The 17,124-nt window shown below is 45.9% G+C and carries 15 protein-coding genes; 13 read left to right on the forward strand and 2 right to left on the reverse strand.

Annotated elements, in window-relative coordinates:
* The first annotated feature begins 50 nt into the window (after window positions 1-50).
* From BEL04_RS00420 to BEL04_RS00430, 3 genes are all read left to right on the forward strand, one after another.
* A complete protein-coding gene (locus BEL04_RS00420) occupies window positions 51-2,549 on the forward strand; it encodes a beta-galactosidase (RefSeq protein WP_065998997.1) in 2,499 nt (832 codons plus the stop codon).
* Between the two features lie 39 nt (window positions 2,550-2,588).
* Window positions 2,589-3,236 carry a hypothetical protein gene (locus BEL04_RS00425; protein WP_139112882.1) on the forward strand — a complete coding sequence of 216 codons (648 nt, stop codon included), beginning with the start codon at window positions 2,589-2,591 and terminating at the stop codon, window positions 3,234-3,236.
* A gap of 140 nt (window positions 3,237-3,376) precedes the next feature.
* On the forward strand, window positions 3,377-4,150 hold the full coding sequence (locus BEL04_RS00430) for a helix-turn-helix domain-containing protein (protein WP_065999001.1): 774 nt from the start codon (window positions 3,377-3,379) through the stop codon (window positions 4,148-4,150).
* Here the strand turns inward: BEL04_RS00430 and BEL04_RS00435 are convergent.
* On the reverse strand, window positions 4,147-5,808 hold the full coding sequence (locus tag BEL04_RS00435; protein WP_065999002.1) for a glycosyltransferase family 39 protein: 1,662 nt from the start codon (window positions 5,806-5,808) through the stop codon (window positions 4,147-4,149). The two genes, BEL04_RS00430 and BEL04_RS00435, sit on opposite strands and share 4 nt — an antisense overlap.
* 443 nt (window positions 5,809-6,251) lie before the next feature.
* On the opposite strand from BEL04_RS00435, the gene BEL04_RS00440 reads away from it, so the two are divergent.
* The 10 genes from BEL04_RS00440 to BEL04_RS00490 all read left to right on the forward strand — a co-directional run bounded on the left by BEL04_RS00440 (window position 6,252) and on the right by BEL04_RS00490 (window position 14,774).
* On the forward strand, window positions 6,252-7,088 hold the full coding sequence (locus BEL04_RS00440) for a prephenate dehydratase (protein WP_065999003.1): 837 nt from the start codon (window positions 6,252-6,254) through the stop codon (window positions 7,086-7,088).
* A 120-nt stretch (window positions 7,089-7,208) separates the two neighbouring features.
* Entirely contained in the window at window positions 7,209-8,339 is a 1,131-nt protein-coding gene (locus BEL04_RS00445; RefSeq protein WP_066003270.1) for a chorismate mutase, read from the forward strand.
* Between the two features lie 9 nt (window positions 8,340-8,348).
* Window positions 8,349-9,635 (forward strand): 3-phosphoshikimate 1-carboxyvinyltransferase, encoded by a 1,287-nt coding sequence (gene aroA, locus BEL04_RS00450; protein WP_065999005.1) that lies wholly within the window; start codon window positions 8,349-8,351, stop codon window positions 9,633-9,635.
* Window positions 9,636-9,720: 85 nt separating this feature from the next.
* A complete protein-coding gene (locus BEL04_RS00455; RefSeq protein WP_065999008.1) occupies window positions 9,721-10,074 on the forward strand; it encodes a four helix bundle protein in 354 nt (117 codons plus the stop codon).
* Between the two features lie 54 nt (window positions 10,075-10,128).
* Window positions 10,129-11,220, forward strand: a complete 1,092-nt coding sequence (gene aroC, locus BEL04_RS00460; protein ID WP_065999010.1) for a chorismate synthase — start codon at window positions 10,129-10,131, stop codon at window positions 11,218-11,220.
* Window positions 11,221-11,498: 278 nt separating this feature from the next.
* On the forward strand, window positions 11,499-11,891 hold the full coding sequence (locus tag BEL04_RS00470; RefSeq protein ID WP_065999012.1) for an acyl-CoA thioesterase: 393 nt from the start codon (window positions 11,499-11,501) through the stop codon (window positions 11,889-11,891).
* A gap of 78 nt (window positions 11,892-11,969) precedes the next feature.
* On the forward strand, window positions 11,970-12,509 hold the full coding sequence (locus BEL04_RS00475) for a hypothetical protein (RefSeq protein ID WP_065999014.1): 540 nt from the start codon (window positions 11,970-11,972) through the stop codon (window positions 12,507-12,509).
* A 240-nt stretch (window positions 12,510-12,749) separates the two neighbouring features.
* A complete protein-coding gene (locus tag BEL04_RS00480) occupies window positions 12,750-13,487 on the forward strand; it encodes a hypothetical protein (RefSeq protein WP_065999016.1) in 738 nt (245 codons plus the stop codon).
* Window positions 13,488-13,511: 24 nt separating this feature from the next.
* Entirely contained in the window at window positions 13,512-14,249 is a 738-nt protein-coding gene (locus BEL04_RS00485; RefSeq protein ID WP_065999019.1) for a hypothetical protein, read from the forward strand.
* Window positions 14,250-14,315: 66 nt separating this feature from the next.
* Window positions 14,316-14,774: a hypothetical protein gene (locus BEL04_RS00490; protein ID WP_083227699.1), complete on the forward strand. Its 459-nt coding sequence runs from the start codon at window positions 14,316-14,318 to the stop codon at window positions 14,772-14,774.
* A 59-nt stretch (window positions 14,775-14,833) separates the two neighbouring features.
* Here the strand turns inward: BEL04_RS00490 and BEL04_RS00495 are convergent, their stop codons facing one another.
* Window positions 14,834-16,924 (reverse strand): LruC domain-containing protein, encoded by a 2,091-nt coding sequence (locus tag BEL04_RS00495; protein ID WP_254659497.1) that lies wholly within the window; start codon window positions 16,922-16,924, stop codon window positions 14,834-14,836.
* Window positions 16,925-17,124: the final 200 nt, after the last annotated feature.

A 17,124-nucleotide genomic window follows, 5' to 3' on the forward strand; every position in this document is an offset into this window, starting at 1 on the left:
TGGTAAAACGCCGGGATAGTTTTATCATTGTTTTATAAACCTTTATACCAATGCCATTAATATTTAAAGCTGCCCTGGCAGGAGCGTGTGTTTTTGTGCTAACCATTGCCACTTATGCCCAAACCGAAGAACATACCGTTGTTTTGGGTAAGGATATAACTTACATCGAAGGGCAGCATTTTCAGCAGGGAAGTAATAAAAACCCGCAGGGCGTTATGCTCGATCTGAATAACTATTACCTGCGCCTGGGTGGCAAGCCTGTGTTGCCGGTGATGGGCGAGATACACTATTCGCGCTACCCGCGGGCAGAATGGGAAGAAGCTATACTCCAAATGAAAGCGGCAGGTATCAACGTGATCGCTTTTTATGATTTCTGGATACACCATGAGCAGGAGGAAGGCAAGTTTAGGTTTGATGACAACCTTGACGTGCGTTACTTTATCCAGTTATGCGCAAAACACGGCTTAAAAGCCGTGGCGCGGATAGGCCCCTGGGCGCACGGCGAAGCGCGCAACGGCGGTATGCCCGATTGGTTTGTGAAAAAGAAAATGAAAAGCGGCTTTGACCGGGCGACGAAAAACGGCAGCGTTGAACCCGAGGTTGCCGACTGGTACAAAGCCCTGGCCGAGCAGTTTAAAGGTTTATATTATAAAGATGGCGGCCCGCTGATCGGCATACAGGTCGACAATGAAATGCGCAGCAACGGGCCAAACAGCGATGGTTATAAATACCTGGCTGCGCTCAAAAAAATGGCTGTTGCCGATGGGATGGACGTGCCGCTTTATGTGGTTACCGGTTGGCCCGGCCCGCAGGTGCCCGAGGACGATGTAATGCCATTATGGGGTGGCTACCCCGATGCGCCATGGACGCAGAACACCAAAGACCTGCCGCCGAACAATATTTACCTGTTTACGCCCGACAGGAAGGATAAGAATATCGGTAACGATGTGCTGACCTATCAGCCCGGCGCAGCTCAGACACCGGTTTACCGTCATCCGTTTTTAACGGTAGAACTGGGGGGCGGTATGCAGGTCACTTATCACCGCAGGCCGACTTTACAGGCCGGAGATCTGCTTGCGTTGGATTATACCCGGTTGGGCGTCGGCGCCAATATGCTGGGTTATTATGTTTTCCACGGCACGCAGCACCCGCTAAGCTGGAACAAAGAGTACCCTACGCAGGAATCGAAATCGACGATCTATCCTTACCCGAACGATTACCCGATGATCAGCTACGATTTTGAAGCGCCGATCAGCGAGTGGGGTTACATCCGCGATTATTACCACGATTTTAAACTGCTGCACGAGTTTATTGATGCCTATGGCAGTAACCTGGCGCCGATGGCGGCCCAGATCCCGGCTGATAATCCCCAAAAGGCAGACGACCTCAGAGCCTTGCGTTACTCGGTACGCAGCAGGAGCGGGGCGGGATATGTGTTTTTTAATAATTATGTTCGTCATTTTGATATGGCTGATCATAAAGGCGTAGTGTTCGATATCAAAACAGAAAAGGAAACTATCCGTATCCCCGAAAAGGGAGCACTGAACATCAATAACAAGGTTTATGGCGTAATGCCGTTTAATTATGATATGGATGGCCTGCTGCTGAAATACGCTACCGCGCACCCAACCGTGATCCTGAATAACAACAAAACCAAAATTTACTGTTATTATGCGATGGACGGCATTGCACCGCAGTTTAAATTTGAGAACCGCAATATCAAAAACCTGAAAGTGTCTTCGGGTGAAATGATCAGGAGCGGCGGGGATGTACTTGTCGACGGAATGATTTCCGGTAAAAGCTCAGTTATCGACATCACCACCAAAAGCGGCGAAAACATCCAGGTACTGCTGCTCACCCGGCAACAGGCCCGCAACTCGTATGTGTTTAATATCAAAGGAGTACAAACCCTATTGCTCACATCAGATATGGCTTTTTACGATGATGTGAAAGACGAACTCACCATCAGGTCGATAGACAAAGCTGCGTTCAGCTTCGATGCTTTGCCCGCTATCCGCATCAAAAACAAAGCTGTTACAGCGGTCGGCGTTGATGGTATGTTTAATAAATATTCGGTAACCCTGCCTGTTTGGAAACCGGTCGATATCGGCTTTAAGCAAATTTCAGCCGATACTGCCTTTGACCGGTATACCCAAAGTCTGGCCGGCAAAACTCCAACCGGTCCAACCTACGGCATCCGGTTTGATGCGAAGCTGCCTTATAAGGCTTATCAGATCAATATGCCTTCGGTTTTGCCTAAAACAGTGCACGATGTACAGGTAGCGTTTGATTACAAAGGCAACACGGCAGCACTGTACGCCGGTAACCTGATCGTGGCTGACGATTATTATACCGGCAATACTATGACGTACAGTTTAAAACGCCACGCCGACCTGTTGGGCAAACAAAAGTTTATCTTGCAGATAACGCCGCTGATGGAAAACCGGCAGATACATTTTGAGCCGGGCACCGACCTGGAATTTGCAAAAAGCAGTTATGCCGGGTTAAATGGTATCCGCGTAAAACCACAGTACGAAGTGGTGTTTTAAAAAGAATATCAGTACATTAGAAGAGCAAAAACCTAAGCCATGAATAGATTTTTACAAGCCAGGCACTGGCAACTGTTTGTATTGATGTTCGGCCTGCCGTTCATATTCTATATTTTTATGATGGTGAGTATTTTCTCGGCAGCAACAAGCGGTAACGCGGTCAATGTTTTTGGAGTGTTTAAGTTTTTCCCAATCCTGATGCTCCTGGTTATCGGTGTTCAGTTTGGCTGGTTCTGGTCGGTAGCAGTAGGGCTGCAACCTAAGGTGCCCGAAATAGTTAAAATGAAGATAAAAAGGTTTAAGGTGTTCTTTTTTATACCGTTGGTATACATGGCACTGATGATAGGCCTGATGTGTTTTTTATTATCATCTGTAGATTTTTTGAACCCGCAGGGTAGCGGCCTGTTTGCTGCCGGGGTTAATCCGGCGGCGATACTCGTACCCTTCGCCGTTATCATCCCGCTTCACCTGTTTTCGATATTCTGTATTTTTTACTGCCTGTACTTTGTGGCTAAGACGTTAAAAACTGCCGAGGTACAAAAAGAAGTGGAGTTTAGTGATTTTGCTGCCGAGTTTTTCCTTATCTGGTTTTATCCTATTGGGATATGGTTCATACAACCGCGCATCAATAAACTGATACAGGAACCATCTCTTGATGCCCCCGATGAGAAGAATAGCGGTAATTAGAGTCTGAAAATATTCTTACAATTTCCCCCCTGGGGAAGTTTTTTTTGGTGCCCGGGGCAAATGCCGTATAAATGCCGTATGGGTTTCGGATTAAATGATATTTTGAACACTTAGTTTTGAGCCAGTAAAATCGTAAAACAATGGAACAGCCAACATTAGGATTGAAAATTACAGAGCTGCGCAATGCTCAGGGAATTACCCAAAAAGAGCTTGCCGACAGGTGTAAAGTAGATATCCGTACCATCCAGCGTATCGAGGCCGGAGAGGTGAGCCCGCGTATGTACACGCTCAACCTGTTATCGGAAGTATTGGGGTATGACTTTAAAGCCACACCGCAGGCGAAGCAATCTGAGAATAATGACCTGCCGGTAACTGTTTTGAAGTTTACGGCTTTAGCAGGTTTAATTTATTCGCTGAATGCAATAGCTGTTGTGACCGAACTGATCAGCCATTCATTTAGTGGTGCGGCCAGGGTATTCACCTTTACTGTTCACAGTTTAAGTGCGATTGGGTTCTTTTACGGGTTTCATGTTTTAGGGAAACGCCGCGGTAATCAAAGGCTGGCGATATCGGCCATGCTGCAAATTATCCTGCTGCCGCTAACCAACCTGTTCTATTTACTGAACCCTGCGGCAATTGGCCTGGTATACATTGCATTATGTATCAATTGCATTGTTTTTGGTGTGGGCGTGTTCAATCAGAACTCAAAAGGTGTCCATAAATTGCTTTATAGCATTGCCGGTATAATCGGGATCGTGCAAAGCCTGATGTTTTTGAGCTTTAATTTCGGCATTCAAAGCACCGGTTTGATCATTTCGGTAGGATGTGATCTGCTATTGACCTGCATTTTGTACCTGGAGTGCCAAAGCACGAACCAACCAACCACTTTTACTAAGCACCCGGTTTTGGCCTAATGCCCGAATGGCGGCAAACCCATCAATTGCCAGTATGCCGGTATATCCGGACGAGGTTTTTTAGGCAGCCTGAAGTTGGTACAATAGTAGGTTGACAGGTGCAGCTCCGGACGGCCGTTGCGGGTAACCACGATGTCTTTTACGTGCTTTATTTTATCGAAGAACGGCTCCACATCCTGGTGCATGCTGGTGGTATCGTTCTGCATGATCACTACCGCGTCGAAATGCTTCAGGGTATCGGGGTTCACTAAAAACGCCAGGTTGCGTGGGTCATAGCTAAAACAAACGATGGGTTTTTGGCCTTTCAAAGCCCAATCTACCTTACCGGTAAGCCACCAGCGGGTGCATCCCACAAATATTTTAGGGTTTTTGCTCCAGCCCTCCTGGTCAAAACGGGCTTTGATATCATTGTAATCATTGCCCTCGATGGTCGGGTCGTCGATACCCAGGTGGGTTTTGTTGACGATATATTTAGGCCCGTACCATTGCCAAAAACCGGTGATCATATGCGCGCTTAAAAAGGTGATGGTGATCACGGTAAAATAAGCTGAGAACTTGAGCCAGCGGCGTGTGCCGTTCACTTTGGCCGGGTTGCTCAGATTTTTATCGATAGCGTATCCCAAAGGCATAAACAGCATCAGGTAACCAGGGGCCTGCCAATGGAAATGATATTGCAGATCGGCCCAAAGCGTAATGGTAGTAAAGAATACGATGGGTAAAACCGATGTCCAAAATACGAAGCTGTAGGCCTGCGAGCTTGTACGGTTTTTAAAAGATACCCAAAGCTGGCGCACTACCGGTACCCATATCCAGGGTAACAGCCAGCAGGCCTGGCCGATGAAGCTACGGATAAACCAGTCGGGGTGCAGATGAAAGGCACCGTCGCTGCCGGCCCGCGAGCCCTGGAATACGAACGATACCCAGTTGTTTTGTGCGTTCCACCAGATGATGGGCGAGGCAAATAGCAAGGTAATCAATACCGCCAGGTAAGGCCCGGGATGTGTAAGCCAGTGCCTTTGGCTTTTATTGGCAGATACAAACAGTAAAATGCCCACGAACAGGAATAATACATGGTATTTACTCAGTGTGGCCAGGCCCATACAGATGCCCACATAAACCCACAGAAGTGTGATCTGGCTTTTGCTGCGTAGTTCGCCTTTTTCGGGCAGCATAATTTGCACCATAAAGTAGGTGGCTGACAACCAAAAGAACATCAGCGGCGCATCCGGCTGGAACCAGGCCGCTACCGGGATGGTAAATACAGCGCTTAAGTTCATGACCAACACCGCCCAAAAGCCGGCTTTGGCATTGAACAACTTTTTAGTGGTAAGAAACAGCAACCAGCTTGTGCCGGCAAATAATAACACCGCCGGAAAACGGAGGCCAAGGTTAGTTAACCCGAATAGCTTGGTCGATACCCAGCTTAGCCAGAAAAACAAAGGCGGCTGATCGAAATAGCTTAGGCTAAGATGTAAAACCCCGCGAAAATAATACGATTCGCCGATGCCCAAACCGGTAAAGGCCGCTATAAACAAACGGATCAGAAAGGTAACTATAATAAGCAGTAAGGTGCGCCGTGCGGCATTATCTTCGGTTAACATGCCTGAAAAAGCATTTTTTGATTCTGTTTGTTGTTGCGTTTCAGGATGTTCGATCATAGATAATGTAGCCCGTTGGAATAGAAATCGCAAAATGACCAATTTGCTTTCAGAAAAGTCTCATAAAAAAGCAATTTTTTCGACGGATTGTTAATTTAATATCACCCGGATGTTAAGAGGTAATGATTGATTGAGTGTAAATACTACACAACCTGTAGTATTACTTGTTGTCAGAAATATAGTTAGGTTTGGCTGTTGATAAGTGGTGTTTGCCCGAACAAAATTCGGAATAAATAAAAAAATAAAAATTAGTTATTGACAAGTTGATTTTTTGCTGTACATTTACGGCGCAATACAAAAACAATGAAATTTACAAGCGCATATTGGTTCGGTTACTACTTTTACTTTAGCAGTACAAGCCGGGACTAATATGTCATAACCTGATATAAAAACATAAACAAAAGTCCCGGCCCAAAAGCCGGGATTTTTTGTTTTAGCGTAATATGGAAAAGCAAAAACCAAGGGTAGCTATACAAGGCATTCGTGCTTCGTTTCACGAAGAGGCGGCTTTTAAGTTTTTTGGCGATGATATCGAAACTGTTGAATGTAAATCGTTCAAACAAACCTTCGAGAAGCTGGAAAGCAAAGAGGCCGATTATGTGATCATGGCGATAGAAAACAGTATCGCAGGTAGCATATTGCCAAACTACTCGTTGCTGATGGATTACAACTTCCCGGTAGTGGGAGAGGTTTATTTGCCTATCCAATTACATTTGCTGGCGTATCCGGGCGTTAAATTTGAGGATGTAAAGGTGGTGATATCACACCCGATAGCCTTGCGCCAATGCCTCGATTTTTTTGAGGATTACCCGCATATCCAATTAGTTGAGGGTAACGATACCGCAGCCTGCGCCAAACGTGTACGCGATGAAAAGCTGACCGATACCGTAGCCGTAGCCAATACGCTTGCAGCGAAATTGTACGAACTGGATGTTTTGGAGCGCCGCATCGAATCGAATAAAACTAACTACACCCGTTTTCTGATACTGACCGATCATAGCAATGCGCCTAAAATAAAAGCTAACAAAGCCTCGCTGTGCTTCCAGGTAAGTAACGAAGTTGGCTCGCTGGCCAAAGTGCTCAATATTTTAGCACAAGAAGGCGTGAACATGAGCAAGATACAATCGATGCCGGTTTTAGGTAAACGTAACGAATACAATTTTTATGTAGATGCCGAGTGGGAGCAGCAGCAGCAATACGATGCCGCCATAAAGCAGATACTCAAGTACACGCATAATTTTAACATACTGGGCGAATACCTGAAAAACGATACGGTGTGAGATAGTCCATAGTCGATAGTCCATAGAATAGAAACAAAACAAAGAATAGAATAATAAATTAATCAACAAAGCAGCTATCGACCATCGACTATGGTCCATGGTCTAAAACAACAAAAAACGATGAAACTCAATTTTAACATACAGCCGCTTTCTTCATGGATGAAGGTGAGCAAAGAGCCCTTACTGATTGCAGGCCCGTGCAGCGCCGAAACAGAGGAGCAATTGGTTGCCACCGCGCATTTGCTGGCAGCTACAGGCCGTGTATCGGCTTTACGTGCAGGTATCTGGAAACCCCGTACCCGTCCCGGCGAGTTTGAAGGCATCGGCAGCATTGGTTTGGAATGGTTAAAACGCGCCAAAGCCGAAACAGGTTTGCCTGTAGCTGTAGAGGTTGCTACCGCCAAACACGTTGAAGAAGCGCTTGCGGCTGGCGTTGATATTTTATGGGTAGGCGCCCGTTCTACAGCCAACCCTTTTACCGTACAGGAAATTGCCGACGCCTTGAAAGGCCATGATGTACCCGTTATCGTAAAAAACCCGGTTAACCCCGATCTGTCGTTATGGATCGGTGCTTTAGAGCGTATTAATAATGCAGGTATTACCAAACTGGCGGCTATACACCGTGGTTTCTCATCGCACGAAAAATCGGCTTTCCGTAACGAGCCGATGTGGGACCTGGCCATCAGCCTGAAAACACACGCGCCTGATCTGCCGATCATTTGCGATCCGAGCCACATCTGCGGTAACCGCGAGCTGATCCCGTACATTGCACAAAAAGCATTAGATCTGGATATGCAGGGTTTGATCATCGAATCGCATATCGACCCATCGGTAGCCTGGACAGACGCTAAACAACAATTGACCCCATCGGCACTGAACGACATTATGGAGCGTTTGGAAGTTAGAAAAGCCGCTGCCGGTACTACCGAAGTTAAAGATAAACTGGCCGAACTGCGTGCGGGAATTGATAAGATCGACGATCTGTTGATCCAGAAGGTGGCCGAGCGTATGCAGATTGTTGAGAAGATCGGCAACTACAAAAAAGAGAACGGCATCACCATTTTGCAGGTTAACCGTTGGGAAGAGATCCTGAACAAACGCATAACTTACGGTTCGGCCTTAAAGCTGAGCAAAGAGTTTACCGAGAAGTTTTTGGAGTTGATCCACAGCGAATCTATCCGCAAGCAAACCGAGATCATGAATAAAGATGGTGTTGCCGGATCGCAACAGGAGCATTTAACCCACGCTTAATTGGTTTTGATGCAAGCTAACATCATTATATCAAAACCGGTTAAAACCTTAAAAGGTACCATACAACTTACAGGTTCGAAAAGCGAGTGTAACCGTGCGCTCATTATCGAAGCCTTAAGTAAGGGTATGGTGAAGGTGGAAAATATGTCCGACGCAGCAGATGCGGTGACGTTAAGTTATCAGTTGTCGGTGGTCGGTGGTCAGTTAGAAAGTCAACGAGTTAACTCACAACTGACAACTGACAACTCACAACTCGTAGATATTGGTCCCGCAGGCACGGCCATGCGTTTCCTGACAGCTTACCTGCCTTTGCAAAATCAGGAATTTACCTTAACGGGCACCAGGCGTATGCAGCAACGCCCGATAGGTATTTTGGTTGATGCCATGAGCAAATTAGGTGCGCATATTGAGTATGAGTTGAATGAAGGATATCCGCCACTGAACATCAAACCCGGTTTTGAGCAAAAAACAAATACCATCAGTATTAAAGGCGATGTGAGCAGCCAGTATATTACCGCTTTGTTGCTCATCGCTTCAAGTTTACCACAGGGTTTAACTTTGCAGATAGAGGGTGAGCTTACCTCGAAACCGTATGTAGAGATGACACTGGCTATGCTGCAGCAAACCGGTATTCAATACACCTGGGAGGGCAACAGTATCCATATAGCTAACCAACCTTTTGCCGAAACCACTTTGGTTATCGAACCCGATTGGAGCGCGGCATCATACTGGTATGCTATCGCAGCTTTGTGTGATGAGGCCGAATTGTTTTTACCCGCTTTAAAACCTTACAGTTTGCAGGGGGATAGTGTGATCACCGAGATCATGGCTAACTTTGGTATTACTTCGCAGTTTAAAGATGGCGGCGTGTACCTGCAAAAGCAAGTAAAGCCTATACTGCGTAAGGTATTTGATATGAAAGAATGCCCGGATCTGGCACAAACTGTGATCGTGGTTTGCGCGGCTTTGGGCCATGATGCTACCTTTACAGGACTGGAAACTTTAAAGATCAAAGAAACCGACCGTATTGCCGCTTTGCAAAACGAACTGGCAAAAATAGGTGTGAAACTGATCGAAAAAGGACAGGTGTACAAACTGGATTGCAGCGGGAAGCATATCCCCGAAAAGGTAACGATCCACACCTACGAAGATCACCGTATGGCGATGGCCTTTGCGCCGCTGGCACTGATCGTTCCGCAAGTGGAGGTTGAAGACCCGATGGTGGTCGAAAAATCGTACCCGGCATTCTGGAAGGATCTGGAGAAGGCGGGGTTTGTAGTAAATAGTATTGCGTAATGAGTGTTGCGTAATGCGACAATAACAATTTAAGATAAACGCGACAAAAATCGCAATACGCAATACGCAAATCTCAATACTAAAAATGCACAATATTAAAGAACTTAAAATCTGGAATAAAGCGATTGACCTTGCAGTTAAAATATATAAAGTTTCGGCTGAGTTTCCATCTGATGAGCGGTTTGGGCTGATCTCGCAAACAAGACGTTCTGCTGTTTCAATTCCTTCTAATATTTCGGAAGGTGCCGGTCGAAATACCAGTGGCGAGTTCAAACAGTTTTTAGGTATAGCCAATGGATCATCGTATGAACTTCAGACGCAAATAGTAATTGCAAAAAAATTGGGTTTTATTGATACTGTAATATGTGATGAAGTATTGGATAATATCGATGAACTGCAAAAGATGAACTATAACCTTCAAAAATCATTAAATAACTAAAAACCATGCGTTGAGTGTCGCAATACGCAATACGCAAATCCCAATACTAAAAAGATGGCAGGCAACTCATTCGGGCAATTATTCAGGATAACCACCTTTGGCGAATCGCATGGCGAAGCTATCGGGGTAATTATCGACGGCTGCCCCGCGCAGCTGGATATCGATCTGGATTACATTCAGGGCGAACTGGATAAACGCAAGCCCGGTCAGAGCAAAATAACCACGCAGCGCAAGGAGAGCGATACGGTTAACATCTTATCCGGTGTGTTCGAAGGTAAAACTACCGGTACGCCGATAGCGATGATCATCCCGAACGAAGATCAGCGCTCGAAGGATTACAGCCACAATACCGATGTTTTTCGCCCGAGCCATGCCGATTATACTTACCAGGCTAAATACGGCATCCGCGATCATCGTGGCGGCGGCCGCTCATCTGCCCGCGAAACTGCGGCACGTGTAGCTGCCGGCGCAGTTGCTAAACTGTTGTTGAAAACACAGGGCATCGAGATACTGGCGCATGTATGCAGCGTAGGCAAGATCGACGCACCCAATGTAGAGTTTACCAACGCCGAAGAGTTTTTAGCTATCCGCGAAAGCAATATTGTTCGCTGCGCCGATCCGGCTACAGCCGAAGAAATGATCGCGTTTATCGATTCGGTACGTAAGGATGGCGATACCGTTGGCGGTAAAGTAAGCTGCCATATTCAAAATTGCCCGGTAGGCTTGGGCGAACCTGTTTTTGATAAGCTGCATGCCGAATTAGGTAAAGCCATGCTGAGCATCAACGCCGTACACGGTTTTGAGTTTGGTTCGGGCTTTAGCGGCAGCGAAATGCGCGGCTCAGAGCATAACGATATTTTTGTAAAAAGCCACCTGGGCAGCATCAAAACCATTACCAATTTTAGTGGCGGAATACAGGGCGGTATCAGTAATGGTATGCCTATCGAATTTAAAGTTGCCTTTAAACCGGTTGCCACCATTATGCATAACCAGCAAACCGTAAATGCCGCCGGCGAAGCCGCCGAAATAAGCGGCAAAGGTCGTCACGACCCTTGCGTAGTGCCACGCGCCGTACCTATTGTTGAGGCGATGGCCGCTTTAGTTATTGCAGATCATTGGTTGAGGAATAGGAATGCGCATTTGTGATGTTGGGCCTGGACGATAATATTTATGGGACTTTTCAAATCTAAAAGAACACCCCCTCCAGGCGCAATTAAAGAGGCAGTCAACCATCCCAATGGGTGGGTATATGAGATAGACACAGTTTTTGAGAAAGAAGATAATGTCCCACCTGAAGCAATAAAGGGTGCATGGAAAGTAAATGATAGTGGGATTATTGTCGGCGATTTTATTCCCAACCCGAGTTACTCAAAGAAATAGGGTAAAGGTCTAACTACTAAATACTCGATACCAACTACTAATTAATGAATTTCTACACACGTAAATGGGTTAAACCCGAAGACCTGAACGCTCACGGCACTTTATTCGGCGGTAGTTTGCTGAGCTGGATAGATGAGGAAGCCGCGATATACTCTATTATACAATTGGGTACCAACGGATGTATAACCAAATACATGTCCGAAATTAATTTTATCAACTCGGCCAAACAGGGCGATATTATTGAGCTGGGCATTAAAGCTGTGCATTTCGGCCGAACGTCAATCACGCTCACCTGCCAGGTTCGGAATAAGATCAGCCGAAAAACCATCCTCACTATCGATAAAATAGTTTTTGTAAGCGTAGATGCCGACGGCAAACCCGTACCTCACGGCAAAACCGAGATCACCTATACCGATGAGCGGTTGAGGGAAGATTGAGGCGAAAGCAGAAAGGTAAAAGCTCAGGGCTTTTATTCTTCAAAATATCTATCTTCATTTTTTAGAAATAAGGTATTAATGAAAGCATTTAAAATTGTGCTCATCTCTTTGTCGCTAACTGTTTTATCGATAACATTACACGCTCAGCCCAAACCTTACAAAGCCAAAGCTGCGCAAACTGTCGCTTTGAAAAAGCAGGCCAATGAAATGGCTGCCGCCATGATGAAGCAGGATTATCAAAAGATGGCTTACTATACCGTACCGCGAATTGTAACCATGGCTGGCGGTAAAGAGAAAATGGCCGAAAAGATCAAACAGGGCATGATGGAAATGCAGGCCCGTGGCGTAATATTCAAATCGGTTTCGGTAGGCGACATCAAAGATATTTACAAATCAAAAGGCGATCTGTACAGCTTAGTGCCTGATATCATCCAGCTTTCGGCGAACGGTACGGTTATTACCAGGGGAGCCTACCTGCTTGCTGTATCACACAATAATGGACTGCGCTGGTTCTTTACCGATACGGCTCCGTTTAAGAACCAGAATCTTAAAAAGATGTTCCCGACCTATCCAGATGGGTTGGTTATCCCTGAAACGGGTAGTGGCGTGGGAATGTGATTCGTAATCACCGTCATAAAACCTCCGTTCACCGACTATTTGCCTTGATTTACCCGGTAGCTATTGATACCTGTATACAGGTATAACTATATTTGGTGTAACAAACCGCTTGCAGAAGCGTCAAAATGAAAAACAAACCAATCGTGTTACACGGTCATCTATCCATCCCGGCAAACATATCAGTGTTTGCGCCTGTTAATTCGCAAGTTTCGTACCTTTATAGTATATTATAACCCAATCATGAAAAAAGTATTCATTATATTGGCTGCAGCAGCTATTTTAAGCAGTTGTAACCAGCGTCCGCAACAAAACAACGTAACTATACAAAGCAACACTACCGCAGGCTTTGATGTGAACAAACTGGCTAACCTGGTTAAAACCAGTACCGACCCGCAGGTGTTGGAAAAAGCCATTAACGATCCGGCAAACGGCATCAATAACCTCGACCTGGATAAGGATGGCAACATCGATTACCTGAAAGTGAACGAACCAGGCCAGAACCAGCTGGACGTGATCGACGATGTAAGTAAGGATCAGTCGGTAACTGTGGCTTCTATCAAAGTCAACCCTACAGATAACAATAATGCCGACCTGAATATCCAGGGTAACCCCCAATATGTTGGCGATAACTATTATTACCACTCGCACTTTACTTTTGGCGACTTTTTGCTGATGAGCTACCTGCTGCGCCCGCACCCGTATTATGTGCCGATGTATCATTATGGATATTATCCGTCGTACTACTCGCGTACCCGTGTAAGCACTACCTACCGCACCAGTGCGCCAACCTCGGCCAACCGCAGTTACAGCAGGTCGGTAACCGGGTCAAGCTCGCAACGTTCGTTCGGCACACGCAACAGTTCGTCGCGCGTACGGAGCGGCGGTTTTGGCAGCGGTTCGCACAGTTCGGGCTTTAGCAGCGGTTCGTCGCGCCGCAGTTTCGGCGGCAGCCGTTCGGGTTTTGGCCGCAGAAGATAATTTTTAACCTACAACACACATCTTATGTATATCAACGAAGAAGATAAAAAAACATACAGGGCCATTGTTTTGCTAAACGAACTGATCAATGGCGACCACCAGTTCAAAACCATCCCGCAGGGTAACGACCCTGTATTAAAACCCTTGTTTACCGAGCTGGAAGAAAAAGGCTATGTACAGGTATCGGGCGTAAACTACCAGGTATCAGCCAAGGGACAGCAAGCTTTCGATAATTTTATGCAGCGCTATACTGAATATTTAAAGGTATACGATGTATTCGCCTTCGTCGACCTGGAAAAAGGTGAATTCGCCTTTTCGCGCTTTTACGATTTCAGTACCGATGAGGCCTGGGATATCTACAAAAACGAAGAGCGTTTTGATGATCTGCGGATAGCGGTGGCCATTTTTAAAAAGATAAATCCGGCCGAAATCGTGTTCATGTCTTTCATTAATGAAGATCGTTTCAATACAAGTACAGATGATTGGCAGATCGACCTCATGTCGGGCGATATCTGGAAAGAAATAGAAGCCATCTGCGAAACCGCCATTAAGCCCGAGGAAGTTGGTGAAGATGCTATGGTTGATATGATTAACCAGGGATCTGAGCTTATGATCAAGCTATTGGAGCAGGAAGCGCAGAACCGCAATGATAACGGCGATGATGGCGAAACCGTAGTTTACGAAACCGTAGAATACTATGAGCCGTATTACGATCCGTATTACGTATCGCCAATTTGGCTGGTGCCGTTGTTTTTGTGGTAAACGGTTTGATTAATAAATGAATTTAAATAGCGATGGGTTAACTGGTTCATCGCTATTTTTGTTTGGATGGCATATAAAATTAAAACGATGTTTTTTATCTCGATAACACGGCTGCGTTTAAGATCGATCTGGTATTTACCCGGATTTTTATCAAGCAATAGCCTGTCGGTTAAACAACTGCTTGTAACACCGGGCTTTATTGCCGGTAAGGAGCTGATCGACAAAAACCTGGTGTTTTGGACGGTTACTGTATGGAAAACTGATGCGGATATGAAAACTTTCAGAAACTCGCCGCCGCACCGTAAAGCTATGCAAAAACTGCCCTTATGGTGCGATGAGGCAACCTATATGCACTGGCTTAGCGAAGATACCGAAATCCCGGCCTGGGATGCGATTTGCAAAAGAACGATCGCCGAAGGTAAGGTGAGCAAGGTAAGGCACCCGTCGAAAAACCATCCGGATAGAAATTTCCCCGCCATAAAATGGACGAAAACGGAACGAATATTCAAGCCCAAAATATCATAAATAACAAACCCCCGCACCGTATCGGTACGAGGGTTCGAACTATGAAAACTACAACCTCTTTATTTTGAATAGATAAAATTACTGTTCCGGTAATCGGATGCGGTGTTCGAATACCAGTCGGTAAACTGTGTGCCTCCCGATTTGGCCCAATCCAGGAAGTGCAGGTAGGCTGCCCAAACCGGGCTGGTTTCGGTGGGGTATGCAAACCCCTGGTAAAAGCTCATCGCCCATGGATGGTTGTCCTGGCTCAGGTAATATCTGCCGGTTGCCGGTACCGAAGTATCGTCCTGTGTGCCGAATACGGTCATGTCGGCCAGGTCGGTTGGTGCGTTACCAGGTAAATGTACCTCGAAGCCGCGGTGCCCGTTGCTGATGAGGAACGGATTGAATGGCGCGCTGCCAAGCGTAGCAGTAGTAATCGGCGAGGTGAACTGCATATAAATATGCACGGTATCGCTTGCAAATTTGGTGTTAGATGGTACTGTATTGATAAAGTAACTTGGGGTTTGAACCATGCTGCGGTAACTGTCGAAAGGTACGATAACCGCGTTCTTTTGCCCGCTTTCTACACCATTACCGGCTTGTTTGATGTATCCCGAGGTAAGGCGTTGACCGGTTACCTGTTTAACAACCGATGCAGAGAAAGGGAATTGAACCGCAAAGCCGTTGTTGTATGATGCGCCGGCTGCCAGCAAGGTATAATCGCCGGTCATTTCAACCACATTGTTTTGCGCGTTGCTGATCAGGGTATAACGGTAGTTAACAACAAGGTCGTTCATGTCGTAATCGCCTTTTAACGGCCACTGATCTTCGTAGGCCAAAGTTCCCCAGTTATCTTTTGACGGATAGTAAGAGATATATGCGCGGGTTGGGTCGTTAGGGAAAGCGTCAAAGGTATCGCTTACACCATCGCCATCGCTGTCTACAGGGGTATCAACCGGCGCAACATTATCTGTTGAGATAGCAGTTACCGGGTTTGATGTAGCATATAATATTACATCGTTAAAATCGTGATCGCAGCTTGCTGTGGTGCGGTTTAAATCTTCAAACCCAATCATAAAAAGGTTTTCTTTCGCATCGTTTAGCAAAACGGTGTGGCGCGCCAGGTCGCCCGGCTCGGGGTTAAGGTTTGACGTCGAATAAAACTTAGCTGCATTTGAGTTTACACCACTGCCGGTCCACCCCGCAGAAAATATGACGAAACCAATAGAAGTGCCTGCATCAAAAGTGCCTAATTTAATTTTTGTGCCCTGGGCCAGGTTACCGCCGCTGAATGGCATCGACGAGTTTGGAAACATATAATAAACCTGCTTAATATCGGCAGTGGTTTTTGGCGGCGTATTGGTTGGGTAAGCATAGTATCCAACAGAGTTTAAGTTTCCGGCTCCTTCATACGCGAAAGTTATCCAAACGTCGGCTTTTTGAACTACTTTCAAATCAGATGCGGTGCCGCCGGCGATGTACGACGGGTGCAATTTCCGTACGTCTTTCCCCTCGGGTAACGATGCGTTCAGATAAGTCATAAACGAGGCTGATATCACATCCGATGGCGAAACTTTATAGTCAGCCGGCGCGCCGTAGCTATCAAATTTGCCCATATAGGTATAGATTGTCTGGTCGGCGCCGTATGTGCTTAACCTGCCGCCTGCCTGTATGCTGTTTGCCGGTATGCCTGCGGTACTTTGCGCCAGCACGCCGCTGCACACAGCCGTACCACCCAATACCACGTTAATGCTGTTATTGATGATCAATGCTTTTGAGTTTTGGATAATACCGGTATAAGCGGGCTTTAAAACTAATGTATCCAATGAAGCAGGTACTGTTACCGATGCGCTGATATTGCCGTTGCCATCTGTAGCTGCTTTAAAAAGGTCGGCGCCCGAGTAATTTACCAGGTTAGATGGTGGCGCGAGGCTTACCATTACATTTTTTAAAGGCTGATTATCGATGGATAATAATTTAATGTTAACCGAAACCTGCTTGGTTGTGTTAAAGTTAAAACCATCAGGCGCTATTTTGTTAGCGGTGGTAACTGTGGTAGTCGTGTTGTTGTCTGCCTGATCCAATGTTGTTGCCTTTTTACATGATGAGGCTACGCTTACCACAACTACAAGCGAGATGAGGTAATTAATTTTCGAGATTTTTTTCATTTTCGTTTTCATTTGGCATGGGGGATACGAAAGCTGTGCCAAATATTTAAACTACTTATAATCAATAATATAATATAAAACATTAACATTGCTTGATTCCATTTTTTGGAAATATTTCTATAAATGGAAGATGAATGGAGCGATGTTGCTATAGCCGGATTAGCTCTTAAGCTACCGATTTTGTAAATTTGACCCTTCCT

The sequence above is a fragment of the Mucilaginibacter sp. PPCGB 2223 genome, assembly GCF_001705515.1.
Lineage (GTDB): Bacteria > Bacteroidota > Bacteroidia > Sphingobacteriales > Sphingobacteriaceae > Mucilaginibacter.

What these genes read in the sequence shown, in the direction of transcription:
- BEL04_RS00455 (WP_065999008.1), top strand. Translation starts at nt 9,721, where the DNA reads ATGCACAATATTAAAGAACTTAAAATCTGGAATAAAGCGATTGACCTT.
- aroC (WP_065999010.1), top strand. Translation starts at nt 10,129, where the DNA reads ATGGCAGGCAACTCATTCGGGCAATTATTCAGGATAACCACCTTTGGC.
- aroA (WP_065999005.1), top strand. Translation starts at nt 8,349, where the DNA reads ATGCAAGCTAACATCATTATATCAAAACCGGTTAAAACCTTAAAAGGT.
- BEL04_RS00435 (WP_065999002.1), bottom strand. Translation starts at nt 5,808, where the DNA reads ATGATCGAACATCCTGAAACGCAACAACAAACAGAATCAAAAAATGCT.
- BEL04_RS00470 (WP_065999012.1), top strand. Translation starts at nt 11,499, where the DNA reads ATGAATTTCTACACACGTAAATGGGTTAAACCCGAAGACCTGAACGCT.
- BEL04_RS00490 (WP_083227699.1), top strand. Translation starts at nt 14,316, where the DNA reads ATGGCATATAAAATTAAAACGATGTTTTTTATCTCGATAACACGGCTG.
- BEL04_RS00495 (WP_254659497.1), bottom strand. Translation starts at nt 16,924, where the DNA reads ATGAAAAAAATCTCGAAAATTAATTACCTCATCTCGCTTGTAGTTGTG.
- BEL04_RS00480 (WP_065999016.1), top strand. Translation starts at nt 12,750, where the DNA reads ATGAAAAAAGTATTCATTATATTGGCTGCAGCAGCTATTTTAAGCAGT.
- BEL04_RS00430 (WP_065999001.1), top strand. Translation starts at nt 3,377, where the DNA reads ATGGAACAGCCAACATTAGGATTGAAAATTACAGAGCTGCGCAATGCT.
- BEL04_RS00485 (WP_065999019.1), top strand. Translation starts at nt 13,512, where the DNA reads ATGTATATCAACGAAGAAGATAAAAAAACATACAGGGCCATTGTTTTG.
- BEL04_RS00475 (WP_065999014.1), top strand. Translation starts at nt 11,970, where the DNA reads ATGAAAGCATTTAAAATTGTGCTCATCTCTTTGTCGCTAACTGTTTTA.
- BEL04_RS00445 (WP_066003270.1), top strand. Translation starts at nt 7,209, where the DNA reads ATGAAACTCAATTTTAACATACAGCCGCTTTCTTCATGGATGAAGGTG.
- BEL04_RS00420 (WP_065998997.1), top strand. Translation starts at nt 51, where the DNA reads ATGCCATTAATATTTAAAGCTGCCCTGGCAGGAGCGTGTGTTTTTGTG.
- BEL04_RS00425 (WP_139112882.1), top strand. Translation starts at nt 2,589, where the DNA reads ATGAATAGATTTTTACAAGCCAGGCACTGGCAACTGTTTGTATTGATG.
- BEL04_RS00440 (WP_065999003.1), top strand. Translation starts at nt 6,252, where the DNA reads ATGGAAAAGCAAAAACCAAGGGTAGCTATACAAGGCATTCGTGCTTCG.